The following is a 12379-nucleotide window of genomic DNA, read 5'->3' on the forward strand; positions in this document are numbered from 1 at the left end:
TGTGGCGCGAAGATCTTACGACGGGAACGGCTTCGGGGCGAAGCAAGTCTTCTTTCTGGCCATGACGAGCGCCGGCATGGCCGTGGTGGTGTTCCTGTTCGGGGTCATGGTGGGTCGCGGCGTGTCGGTCGTCGATATGATCACCGGCCACGGTTCTGCCAGCGCAAACGGAGAGGAACCGGTCGCTGCCGACGAGCGGCCCTCCCTGGTCAGCACCGGCCAGCGTGAGCCCTCGGTCGCGGCGACCCACGGCGCCGAGCTGTCGTACTACGAGCGGCTCGACGAGGATCGAGGGGTGGAGCTCGACGCCCGATTGCAGGCTCCGGAGCCGACGGCCGAAGCGGCGGATGCGCGCGGGGCCGGTGAGGCGCCGGCCGCATCGGCCGGCGCCGCCGCGCCGTTCAGCGGATACTCGATCCACCTCACGACGCTGCGTGAGGGCGCCGCCGCCCACCGCATGGCGCAGGGGCTCGTCGACAGGGGCTATCCCGCGTTCGTCGTCGCCCCGGTAGCGGGCGCGCCCGTGCAGGTGTTCCGGGTTCGCGTCGGGACCTACGCGGACCGGGAGGAGGCCGAGCGCGTCCTGCGGCGGCTCGAAGAGGAAGAGTCGTTCAAACCCTGGATCACGCGCCAGTAACCTGCGCCGTGCCCTCCCTGCCGCTTGCCGCCCTCTCGGGCGTGCTGCTGTTTCTGAGCTTTCCGAACCTGGGCCATCCGGCTGTCGCGTGGCTGGCCGTGGTGCCCCTGCTCGTCGCGGTGGCCCGGGCGAACCCGTGGCAGGGGTTGCGCCTCGGCGCGGTTACCGGCGTCGTGCACTTTGCGGGCACGCTCTACTGGATTCCCGCCGTCATGGTCGACTACGGCGGGTTGCCGGCCGCCGCCGCCTGGCCCGTGCACGCGCTGCTGGTAGCTTTCCTGGCGCTGTTTCCCGCGCTCTTCGCGGCAGGGGTGGCCGACCTGGCCGTCCGCTTCGGAACGCGGGGGCTGCTGTTCGCGCCCGCATTGTGGGTGACGACGGAGTTGGGGCGCATGCATCTCTTCACCGGGTTTCCCTGGGCGTTGCTCGGCTACAGCCAGGTGCCGTTTGCCGCCGTCGCCCAGACGGCGAGCATCGCCGGCGTGCTCGGCGTGTCGGCGTTGGTGGTTCTGGTGAACGCGACCATCGCGTACGCCGTCGTGGCGGCGCCGGGCACGAGACGCACGCCGGTCCTGGCGACCGCTGCCGTGGTCTTGGCCGCCGTGGCGTTCGGCGCCTGGCGCATCGCGGACGGGTCTCTGCTGCGGGCCGGGGATCCGTTGCGGGTGGCGGCGCTCCAGGGCAACGTCCGCCAGGACGAGAAGTGGAATCCGCTGCGCGGCGACGCCATTCTCGACACCTATCTCGACCAGACGCGGCGCGCGGCCGCCGCGGGGGCCGGGCTGGTGGTCTGGCCGGAGTCCGCGACGCCGTTCGCGCTCGATCGGGATCCGCGCGGCGAGGCGGTGCGCGCCGTGGCGCGTGAGACCGCGGCGCATCTCCTCGTCGGCACGACCGAGGTCGTGCGGGAGGGCGGCACGCGGTACTACAATGCCGCCTACCTGATCGAGCCGGAGGCGGGATCGACGTCCGGTGTGTATCGCAAGCAGCGCCTGGTGCCGTTCGGGGAGTATGTGCCGCTGCGGCAGGCGCTCTTCTTCGTGTCGCCGCTGGTGGAGTCGGTGGCCGGTTTTTCCGCCGGCACGGAGCCCCGGACGCTGCCGGTCGGCGGAAGCGCGGTGGGCACCGCCATCTGCTACGAGATCATCTATCCTGGTCTGGTGCGGGATTTCGTGCTCCGCGGCAGCCGCTTGCTGTCCACGGTCACGAACGACGCCTGGTACGGCCGCTCGGCCGCTCCGTACCAGCACTTTCAGCAGGCGACGATGCGGGCGATCGAGCAGGGGCGTTTCCTCGTGCGTGCCGCGAACACCGGCATCAGCGGCGTGATCGATCCCTATGGCCGGGTGCTGGCGCGGTCCGGGCTCTTCGAGCCCGCGGTGGTGGTCGAGGACGTGCGGCTGCTCGATGCGCTCACGGTCTACGGGCGATTCGGGGACGCGCCCGCCTATGCCGGCGCGGCAATCGCCGCCCTCGCCCTGTGGGGTGGGCGGCGGCGCCGGATTCGTGGTTGATGGGACGGAGGCAGACTCGTGGCGATAGCCCTGGACGAGAACGTTCGCCGGTATCAGGATCTGGTCAAGCGCGCGGCTGACTTGCGGAGCTATCTTTGACCCCGCCGCCGTCGAGTCCGAGATGGCGGAGCTGGAGCGGCAGGCCGCCGCGCCGGACTTCTGGAACGACCAGGCCGCCGCGCAGCGCGTGCTGCAGCGGCGCCGCCGGCTGCAGGAGGACTTCGACCTTGCCGAGTCGCTGCGCCGCAAGGCCGACGATCTCGCAGTGCTGTTCGAGTGGGCCGATCAGGGCGAGGACGTAGCCGGAGACCTCGCGGCGGGACTCGTCGACCTGCGCGAGGAGGTGGAGGGCGCCGAGATCCGCAAGATGCTCGGCGGCGAGCACGACCAGCGCAACGCCATCGTCTCGATCCACCCCGGCGCCGGCGGGACCGAGTCGCAGGACTGGGCGGAGATGCTGCTGCGGATGTATCTCCGCTGGGCGGAGCGCCGCGGCTTCTCGCGCGAGGTGATCGACGCGCAGCCCGGCGACGAGGCCGGCGTGAAGAGCGCCACCGTCACCGTCGACGGCGACTACGCCTACGGGTTGCTCCTCGCCGAGGCGGGCATCCACCGGCTGGTGCGCATCTCGCCGTTCGATCAGGCGTCTCGCCGGCATACGTCCTTTGCATCGGTGTTCGTCTGGCCGGAGCTGCCGGACGACGTCGAGATCGACATCGAGGAGAAGGACCTGCGCATCGACACCTACCGGTCGAGCGGAGCCGGCGGGCAGCACGTCAACGTGACCGATTCCGCGGTGCGGATCACCCACCTGCCGACCGGCATCGTCGTCTCCTGCCAGAACGAGCGCTCGCAGCACCGCAATCGGGACGCGGCGATGGCGGTGCTCCGGGCGCGGCTGTACGACCGCCGGATCAAGGAGCAGCAGGATCGGCTCGAGGAGATCGGGGGCGAGAAGAAGGACATCGCCTTCGGCAGCCAGATCCGCAGCTATGTCCTCCACCCGTATCGGATGGTCAAGGATCACCGCACCAGAGTCGAGGAAGGCAATGTCGATCGCATCCTCGACGGCGACCTCGACGCCTTCATCAAGGGCTACCTGATGCAGAAGGCGTCCGGAACGCGCGGGAAGTCCGGGGGAGGCCAAGGCTCCTAGCCCGACAATCGTCGCCTGCGGCTCCGATTGCCGCCCAACCGGGCCTGACTAGCACTCTACGCCGTTCTACGGCGCAGACTCCTAGCTAGCGCGGAAACGCCGTCCCGGGTTCCGTTCCGGCGATGAACGCTTCCTCGATGGGGCGGAACGTTCCCGGTCCGGCGGGCTCGCCGGTTTCCGGATTCACCGAGACGAAGACGATGTTCGTCGGCGGATCGAACTGGGGCTGTACGTCGCGGTCGCCGACGTAGGCCCTCATGAAGTCCATCCAGATGGGCAGCGCCACGCGGGCGCCTTCCTCCCGGTTGCCGATCGTCTTCTTCTGGTCGTGCCCCACCCAGACGCCGAGCGTGATGTCCGGATCGAATCCCACGAACCAGGCGTCGGTGAAATCGTCCACGGTTCCGGTCTTGCCGCCGACCGGCCAGTTCAGGCGCAGCGCCCGGCGGCCGGTCCCCCGCTGCACGACGCCGCGCATGAGGCTGGCCATGATGTAGGCGGTGTCGGGCCGCAGCGCGTCGCGCGACTGCGGGCGGTGCTCCTCCAACAGGTCCCCGTTGCGATCGAGCACCCGTTCGATCAGGAACGGCAGCATGCGTCTGCCCTGATTGGGAAACACCGAGTAGGCGCTGGTCACCTCCATCAGCGTCGCCTCGGCCGAGCCGAGGGCGACGGACAGATAGGGCGGGATAGGAGAGCTGAAGCCGACGCGGCGCGCGAAGTCTACGACCACCTCGGGCCCGACCTCGTTCATGAGCCAGACGGCCGGCACGTTGCGCGAGGTTTCGAGAGCGTAGCGAAGGGTGACCGGTCCCTTGAACTCGTAGTCGTAGTTGCTCGGACGGTACCGCGGCTGACCCGGACCCACCTCGAAGCTGACCGGCTCGTCCCGCAGGATGCTGGTCGTCGTGTGGCCCTGGTCGACGGCGGCGGCGTACAGGACGCCCTTGAACAGGGAGCCGAGCTGCCGGAACGCCTGCGTGGCGCGGTTGAACCGGCTGCGTTCGAAGTCGTATCCGCCCACCATGGCGAGCACGTGGCCGGTCCGGTTGTCGATCGCGACCAGCGCCCCTTCGACCTCGGGTTCCTGGTCGAGCGTGGCGGTTCCGCGTCCGCCACCCTGCGGCAGGCTCGTCAGCGTTACGTCGATCAGGTCGCCCGCCTCCACGAGCTCGTCCGGGGCAGACTTCCGCGTCCAGGCGAAGCCGTCCGCATCGATCTCCGCGGCGTGCGGCCCGACCCGCACCTGAATCGTGTCCGCGGTCGTTCCCGTAACCACCGCCGGCACCATGTCGCCCTCGGCGATGGGGAGTCGCCACCGAAAGTGCTCGAAGGCGTCCATCGACTCGACGGCGTCCTCGCCGCGCAGCACGTTGCGCCGCGCGCCGCGGAAGCCGTGGCGCTTGTCGACGACGCGCAGTCCGTCGGAGACCGCCTTGTTCGCCGCGCGCTGCAGATCGATGTCGAGCGTCGAGCGGACGACCAGGCCATCCTCGTAGAGCCGCTGCGCGCCGTAGCCGGCTTCGAGGTGCTGGCGAATCTCCTCGAGGAAATAGGGCGCGATGGTATTGGCCCGCCGGCTGCGCGGTGCGAGCACGATCGGCTTGGCGATCTCGGCTGCGGCGACTGCCTCGGTGATGTAGCCTTCGGCGGCCATTCGCCCGAGCGCGTAGTTGCGCCGCTCGGTGGCGCGCTCCATGTTGACGAGCGGACTCCAGCGCGCCGGCGACTGCAGGATGCCTGCGATCATGGCGGCCTCGCCGAGCTCGAGGTCCCCCGCGGACTTGCCGAAGTAGAGCTGCGACGCCGCCTCGACGCCGTGGGCGGCGTGCCGTGCGGTGCCGAGCCATATCTGGTTGGCGTAGAGCGCCAGTATCTCCCGCTTGGTGTAGCGCTTCTCGATGAGGAAGGTGTAGTAGACCTCCCAGGCCTTGCGCTCCCACGCCTTCCGAAGTCCGAGGCTCTCGCCCGCGACCTCGATGTTGCGTGCGAGCTGCATCGTCAGCGTGCTCGCGCCGGCGGCGGTGAGATCGCCGGCGGCCACGTTCTGAATCACGGTCCGGATGCCGGCCGGGATGCTGATGCCCTGGTGGTCGAAGAACGAGGCGTCCTCGGCCGCGATGATGGCGTTGCGCAGCACCTCGGGGATGTCGTCGTAGCCGATGATGTCCCTGCGCTCGGTGGCGAACTCCCCGATCAGCTCGCCGCCGCGCGCGTACACGCGGGTGATGGTGTCGGGCGCGTAGTCGTCGAGCGCCTCGATTTCGGGGAGGTCGGGCGAGTAGGCGAGCAGTACGCCGGTGACGATCCCGAAGAGGGCGGCGCCGGCGAAGAGGCTCAGGATGACGGCTTGACGCACGTAGCGGTTCGGTGCAGGAGCCACGCGGTTCTCCTCGTTGATGCCACGGGGGACGAATCGAATATAGCACGGGCGCGGGATGATCCGGACTCGCCCCGGCGAAACGGCGTATACTTGACAAGAGACAGCTAAGATTATATGTTTTTAGCATTGTATGGTTAGGGCCGCGCGCCAGTGGGGCGCGGTGATTTCGCACGGTGGCAGCCGCCGCCGCGCGCGAAGGAACAGCAACAGATGAGCAAGATAATCGGGATCGATCTGGGCACGACGAACTCCGTCGTGGCGGTCATCGAGGGTGGCGAGCCGACCGTCATCGCCAATCCGGAGGGAAGCCGGCTGACGCCGTCGGTCGTGGCGTTCGCGAAGTCCGACGAACGGCTCGTGGGTCAGGTCGCCAAGCGGCAGGCGGTGACCAACCCCGAGAACACGGTCTTCTCGATCAAGCGGTTCATGGGGCGCCGCTTCGACGAAGTGAACGAAGAGATGGCGATGGTGCCCTACGAGGTGGTGCGCGCGAAGAACGGCGACGCGCGGGTCAAGGCGGGCGGCAAGGAGCTGTCGCCGCCCGAGTTGTCGGCGATGGTGCTGCAGAAGCTGAAGCAGGCGGCCGAGGAGTACCTCGGGCAGTCCGTCACGAAGGCGGTCATCACCGTGCCCGCCTACTTCAACGACGCGCAGCGCCAGGCCACCAAGGACGCCGGGCAGATCGCCGGACTCGAGGTGCTGCGGATCGTCAACGAGCCGACGGCGGCCGCGCTCGCCTACGGGCTCGACAAGAAGACCGACGAGACCATCGCGGTGTACGACTTCGGCGGCGGCACCTTCGACATCTCGATTCTGGAGGTGGGCGAGGGTGTGGTCGAGGTCAAGGCCACCAACGGCGACACGCATCTCGGCGGCGACAACCTGGACCAGGAGGTCATCGACTGGATCGTCGGCGAGTTCAAGCGCGAGGAGGGCATCGACCTCAGCCGCGACCCGATGGCGCTCCAGCGCCTGAAGGAGGCGGCCGAGAAGGCCAAGATGGAGTTGTCGACGGTAGTGGAGACCGAGATCAACCTGCCGTTCATCACCGCCGACGCGTCCGGGCCGAAGCATCTGCAGAGGAAGCTGACGCGGGCGCGGTTCGAGCAGCTCGTCGAGCCGCTGCTGCAGCGGACGGTCGAGCCGGTCAAGCGCGCCCTGCGGGATGCCGGCCTCGACCCGTCGCAGATCGACGAGGTCGTGATGGTCGGCGGATCGACGCGGGTCCCGCGCGTGCAGGAGATCGTGAAGGAGCTGTTCGGCAAGGAGCCCCACCGCGGCGTGAACCCGGACGAGGTGGTGGCGATAGGCGCGTCCGTGCAGGCCGGAGTTCTCGCCGGCGAGGTCAAGGACCTGCTGCTGCTCGACGTGACGCCGTTGTCGCTCGGCATCGAGACCCTCGGGGGGGTCATGACGTCGCTGATTCAGCGCAACACGACCATTCCCACCAAGAAGAGCGAGACCTTCTCGACCGCGGCCGACAACCAGCCCAGCGTCGAGGTGCACGTCCTGCAGGGCGAACGCTCGATGGCGAAGGACAACCGGACGCTCGGCAAGTTCCATCTCGACGGTATTCCGCCCGCGCCGCGGGGCGTGCCGCAGATCGAGGTGACTTTCGACATCGACGCGAACGGCATCGTCAACGTGTCGGCCAAGGACCTCGGGACCGGCAAGCAGCAGCAGATCACCATCACGGCGTCGAGCGGCCTCGGCAAGGACGAGGTCGACAGGATGATGCGGGACGCCGAGTCGCACGCCGACGAGGACAAGGCCCGCAAGCAGGAGGTGGAGACCCGCAACCGTGCGGACCAGGCGGCCTATGCCGCCGAGCGGATGCTGAAGGACGCCGGGGACAAGCTGTCGGCGGAAGAGCGGAAGCCGGTCGAGGAGGCGGTGGCGGGGCTGAAGAAGGCCATCGAGGGCGGCGACGCAGCCGCGATCGACCAGGCGCTGGAGACGCTGAACGCGGCCCAGCAGGCGGCGGCCCAGACGCTGTACGCGAAGACCGCGCAGGCGGCGCCGGGCGCGGGCGGCGGATCCGGACCGGGCCCGGGGCCGGGGCCCGACGCGGGTCCCGAAGCCGGCGCCGGCCCGGGCGGGCCGCGGACCGGGAACGCGGGAGACGTCATCGATGCGGAGGTCGTCGAGGACGGGAAGCCGTAACTCGCCGGACGGTGGAGGTGGCGCCCGGTGGGCCAGGTGGACTTCTACGTGGTGCTCGGCGTTGAGCGCTCGGCGACGCGGGACCAGGTGAGCCGCGCCTACCGCCGCCTCGCCCGCCGCTATCACCCGGGAATCAATCCGGGCGACGGCGAGGCCGAGGCGTTCTTCAGAATCGTGACCGAGGCGTACGAGACCCTGCGCGACCCGGCCCGGCGCCGGGAGTACGACGCGCATGGCGCGCCCGAGGACGTTCCCCGGCCGGCCGCGATCGAGTTCCAGGGGTTCGACTTTTCGCCGAGCGGCAGCGGCGGCGGGAGCTCGGCGACGTTCGAGGAGTTGTTCTCCGACGTGTTCGCGGTCCAGGCGTCGCGCGGGGCGCCGGCCGGCGGTCAGTCCGAGCGCGGGGGGGATCTGTTCGGGGAGATCGCCCTCTCGTTCGAGGAAGCGGTGCGCGGTACCGAACGCCGGTTGACCGTCACCCGGCTCGACGTCTGCGGCGACTGTGGTGGAACCGGGCGGCGCCGCGCCGCCGAGACGCGCTGCGGCGATTGTCAGGGCACCGGCGCGACGCGCCGCCGCCGCGGGCACATGGTGTTCGCGATGCGCTGCGCCTTCTGCGAGGGAACGGGAAGCCTTCGCTTCCGCCCCTGCGCGGCCTGCCGCGAGAGCGGCATCGCGGCGCGCGACGAGGAGATCGCCATCCACGTGCCGGCAGGCGTGGACGACGGCTCACGGCTGCGGATAGAGGCCAAGGGCAACGCCGGGATCCGGGGTGGTGCGCCGGGCGACCTCTATATCGTGGTGAAGGTCGGCCCGCACCGGTTCCTGCGGCGCGAGGGACGGGACCTGCATGTCGATCTGCCGATCGCCATTCACGAGGCGGCACTCGGCGCGGCGGTGGACGTGCCGACCCTCGACGGCACCGCGCGTCTGCGGGTGCCGCCCGGTACGCGCTCCGGCCAGCGGTTTCGGCTGCGGGAGTACGGCGTGCCCTCGCCGCGCGGGGACGGGGGCCGGGGCGACCTCGTCGTGGCGGTGAAGGTCGTGCTGCCCGCCGTCGACGACGAGCGGTCGAAGGCGCTGCTGCGGGAGTTCGGCCGGATCCACGGGGCGGACGTCCGCAAGGACCTTTTCGAAGACTGAGGCACATGCCGGCCAAGCAGACGGGCGCGGGACCGTACATGATCAGCGTGGTGGCGCAACGCTACAAGATCCACCCGCAGACGCTGCGTCTCTACGAGCGCGAAGGGCTGCTCAAGCCGTCGCGCACCGACGGCAACACGCGCCTGTACGGCGAGGAGGACATCGAGCGGCTCGAGACCATCCTCTCGCTGACCCGCGACCTCGGCGTGAACCTCGCCGGCGTGGAGATCATCCTCAACATGCGGGAGAAGATGGCCCGCATGCAGCACGAGGTCAACGAGTTCATGCACTACGTCAAGCAGGAGCTCACCCGCGGTGTGGGCGACTGGGAGCAGCGTCTCGGAACCGCGCTCGTCAAGTCGCCGCCTACCGAGCTCGTCCGGCCCGCTCCGGCCGAGCCGACGGCGGCGCCGGACGCCGACTCCCCGGGGGGCCGCGCCCGCCGCCCGCCGCCCGCCTGAGCTCTCGCGAGGGCTGCTAAGCTTGTCCGGTGGCGGCGAGGCGACGTACACGGGCGGAGGCGGACTGTCCGGACTGCCGGGGCACCGGCTGGCGTACGCGCTCGGTCGCCGGGGCGCGCCGCGCGGAACGGTGCGATTGCTGGCGCGCCGGCGTCGCGCAGCAGATGCTGGCGCGAGCCCGGATTCCGGCGCGCTACTCGAAGTGCGACTTCTCGACGTTCGTCACCTACGAGAACGAGAAGCTGCAGCGCGCCTTCCGGAAGGCGCAGGCGTTCGCCGCCTCGTTTCCGGTCGTAGACAAGGGGCTCCTGTTCATCGGGCCTCCCGGCATCGGCAAGACCCACGTCGCCGTGTCGGTGCTGCGCGAGGTCGTGCTGAAGGGCATGCGGGGCGTCTACTACGACACCCGTTCGCTGTTGAGCACGATCCGCAGCACCTACAATCCGGTCACCCGCGCCTCGGAGGCGGAGGTCCTCCAGGAGGTCATGCAGGCCGAGCTGCTCGTGCTCGACGATCTGGGGGCGGAGCGGCTGACGGACTGGGTCGAGGAGACGATGCACCTCATCGTCAACACCCGCTACAACGAGAAGCGTCCGACGGTGTTCACCACGAACTACGAGGACGTCTCCGATGTCCAGAACCTCGACTCGCTGTTCGTCCGCGTGGGTTACCGCCTCCATTCACGGCTGCGCGAGATGTGCGAGTTCCTCGAGTACGACGGGCCCGACTACCGCGATTTCGAGCACCCGCCGACCGCGGAGTTCCTGTACCAGAAGTGGAAGATGGGGCCGAGCCGTCCCACCGGGCCGTCCGCCCAGCCGTCCGGGCGCCTGCCGCAGCGGACGTCGGGGCGGGCCCGCGCGCGGTTGCCCGAAGGGCAGCTCGATCTCGGTTGGGCGGGAGGCAGGGCCGGCACCTGAATCGGGCCGGCCGCGGCGCACCCGGAGTCGGGGAGGACGAAGTGGGCGTGCCGCGCAACGAGCGGCTCCGGCGCGACGGAGACGTGGAGGGTGGGGGCGCTCTCGGCCTCTACGTGCACGTGCCGTTCTGCGCGGCGATCTGCGCGTACTGCAACTTCAACCGGGGACTGCTGGACGAGGACCTCAAGCGGGCCTACGTGGCGGCGGTGACGCGCGAGATCGAACGCGGCGGCGACGGGCGGCGGGTCGATTCGATCTTCTTCGGCGGCGGGACGCCGTCGCTGCTCGACGTGGAGGAGGTGGCCCGTGTGCTCGACGCCTGCCGCCGGGCGTTCGACGTTGCTCCGGACGTGGAGGCCACGCTCGAGATGAATCCGGAGTCGTGCAGCGCCGACTACGTGTCCGGGCTGCTAGGTACGGGGATCAACCGCATCAGCCTGGGCGTGCAGTCGTTCCACGACGGCGAGCTCGCGCGCCTCGGCCGCGCCCATTCGGCGGAGCAGGCCCGCGCGGCGTTCGCGGCGACCCGCGAGGCCGGGTGCGGGAACGTGAGTCTCGACATGATGCTCTGGCTGCCGGCCCAGACTCGCGCCGCGTGCGCGGCGTCGGTCGAGGCGCTGGTGGCGCTGGCCCCGGAGCATGCGTCGCTGTATATGCTGGAGTTGTACCCGAACGCGCCGCTGCGGGAAGAGGCGGCGCGGCGCGGCTGGTCGCAGGCGCCCGACGAGGACGCGGCCGCGATGTATCTCGACGCCTTCGCGCGGACCGACCTCGCCGGGTACGAGCAGTACGAGATCTCCAACGTCGCGCGTCCGGGCCGGCGGTCGCGCCACAACCTCAAGTACTGGCGGGACGGCGAGTGGCTGGGTTTCGGGTGCGGCGCCCACTCGACCCGGGGCGGCGTACGGTGGAAGAATCTCTCGGAGACCGCGCGTTACGTGGATGCGGTCGAGCGGGGTGCGCCGGTTGCGGAGACACGCCGCCGCCTGTCGCTGGATGAGCGGCTCGGGGATGCGCTGTTCACCGGCCTCCGCCTCGCCGAGGGGATCGACGCCGCCGTCGTCGGGAGGCGTTACGGCGTCGACCTGGAAGCGAGATACGGGTCCGACGTCGGCCGCTTCGTCGACGCGGGCTGGATGATCGCGGCCGGCGGCCGGTGGCGCCTGACCCGCGCCGGGATGCTGATTTCGAACGAGGTGCTGAGTACTTTCGTCTAGGGCGGGCGGTACGGTAAAGTATCCGCTCTTTTCCGGGCACGGGGGATCCAAGGAGGACATGATCATGCGTTGGTTTCGCAAGGAGCGGTCGATGCGGCGGATCTTTCTGGGGGGCGCGTTCGCGGCGACGCTGGCCGCAGGCGTGATGCTGGGAACGTTGATCCCCTCGCAGCAGGTGGAGGCGCAGCCGCAGGTCGCGTTCACCGGAGACGCTGCGGTCATGCTGCACTTCGTCAAGCCGGGGTCCACGTCGGCCTACGAGAGCGTGATGGGGCGGCTCGGCGAGGCGCTGCAGCAGAGCCAGAACGAGCAGACCAACCGGCAGGCGCAGGCCGCCGGGTGGAAGGTCTACCGGGCCGGCCTGGACATCACCGGCCAGGGGAACGTCATGTACGCCTGGGTCATCGACCCGGTCATGGGCGGCGCCAACTACGCCGCGGCGACGATCATGAACGAGGTGTTCCCGGCCGAGATCGAGGACCTGTACAACAGCTACAACGGCTCCTTCACGGACGCCGCGCTGAAGCAGTTGCCGATCAATCTCACGCTGGTTCGGGACTTCTAGGAGCTTGCGCCGCGGAAACGCGGCGCAAGCGGAGCTCCAGGCGCAAGGTCAGGGTGACGGGACGGCCGAAGCGCCGATGCAAACCGTTCCGAACCTCGTAGAGTGCCTCTGCGCTCGGGCGCGGGGGGGGGGCGCCGGGGGGGCGGGCCCCGGCGGCGCGCCCGCCGGCGGGGCGGCGCGCCCGCCGCGGCCCCGCACCCACCCCGCCCCCCCCCGGGCG

10 protein-coding genes are annotated in these 12379 nt (G+C 70.0%); 9 read left to right on the forward strand and 1 reads right to left on the reverse strand.

Features of this window, described 5'->3' with window-relative positions:
* The first annotated feature begins 1 nt into the window (after position 1).
* The 3 genes from F4X11_26965 (at position 2) to F4X11_26975 (ending at position 3307) form a co-directional block, all read left to right on the forward strand.
* Positions 2 to 637 carry an SPOR domain-containing protein gene (locus F4X11_26965; protein MYN68614.1) on the forward strand — a complete coding sequence of 212 codons (636 nt, stop codon included), beginning with the start codon at positions 2 to 4 and terminating at the stop codon, positions 635 to 637.
* An 8-nt stretch (positions 638 to 645) separates the two neighbouring features.
* Complete coding sequence (gene lnt, locus F4X11_26970) at positions 646 to 2151, forward strand: apolipoprotein N-acyltransferase (protein MYN68615.1); 1506 nt, start codon at positions 646 to 648, stop codon at positions 2149 to 2151.
* 121 nt (positions 2152 to 2272) lie between these two features.
* The gene (locus F4X11_26975) at positions 2273 to 3307 is read left to right on the forward strand and encodes a peptide chain release factor 2 (protein ID MYN68616.1); all 1035 of its coding nucleotides are present in this window, start codon (positions 2273 to 2275) and stop codon (positions 3305 to 3307) included.
* 85 nt (positions 3308 to 3392) lie between these two features.
* Here F4X11_26975 and F4X11_26980 read toward each other — a convergent pair whose 3' ends face one another.
* Positions 3393 to 5804 (reverse strand): PBP1A family penicillin-binding protein, encoded by a 2412-nt coding sequence (locus F4X11_26980; GenBank protein ID MYN68617.1) that lies wholly within the window; start codon positions 5802 to 5804, stop codon positions 3393 to 3395.
* 96 nt (positions 5805 to 5900) lie between these two features.
* Here F4X11_26980 and dnaK point away from each other — a divergent pair, with 96 nt between their 5' ends.
* From dnaK to F4X11_27010, 6 genes are all read left to right on the forward strand, one after another.
* Positions 5901 to 7853: a molecular chaperone DnaK gene (gene dnaK / locus F4X11_26985; protein MYN68618.1), complete on the forward strand. Its 1953-nt coding sequence runs from the start codon at positions 5901 to 5903 to the stop codon at positions 7851 to 7853.
* Positions 7854 to 7880: 27 nt separating this feature from the next.
* Complete coding sequence (locus tag F4X11_26990; protein MYN68619.1) at positions 7881 to 8996, forward strand: DnaJ domain-containing protein; 1116 nt, start codon at positions 7881 to 7883, stop codon at positions 8994 to 8996.
* Positions 8997 to 9001: 5 nt separating this feature from the next.
* Positions 9002 to 9457, forward strand: a complete 456-nt coding sequence (locus tag F4X11_26995) for a helix-turn-helix transcriptional regulator (protein ID MYN68620.1) — start codon at positions 9002 to 9004, stop codon at positions 9455 to 9457.
* A gap of 164 nt (positions 9458 to 9621) precedes the next feature.
* Complete coding sequence (locus tag F4X11_27000; GenBank protein MYN68621.1) at positions 9622 to 10377, forward strand: AAA family ATPase; 756 nt, start codon at positions 9622 to 9624, stop codon at positions 10375 to 10377.
* Positions 9996 to 11594 carry a radical SAM family heme chaperone HemW gene (hemW, locus tag F4X11_27005; GenBank protein ID MYN68622.1) on the forward strand — a complete coding sequence of 533 codons (1599 nt, stop codon included), beginning with the start codon at positions 9996 to 9998 and terminating at the stop codon, positions 11592 to 11594. Before F4X11_27000 ends, hemW begins: the two co-directional genes overlap by 382 nt.
* Before the next feature lie 64 nt (positions 11595 to 11658).
* The gene (locus F4X11_27010) at positions 11659 to 12159 is read left to right on the forward strand and encodes a hypothetical protein (protein ID MYN68623.1); all 501 of its coding nucleotides are present in this window, start codon (positions 11659 to 11661) and stop codon (positions 12157 to 12159) included.
* Positions 12160 to 12379 lie beyond the last annotated feature (220 nt).

This window comes from Acidobacteriota bacterium (assembly GCA_009861545.1).
GTDB lineage: Bacteria > Acidobacteriota > Vicinamibacteria > Vicinamibacterales > UBA8438 > WTFV01.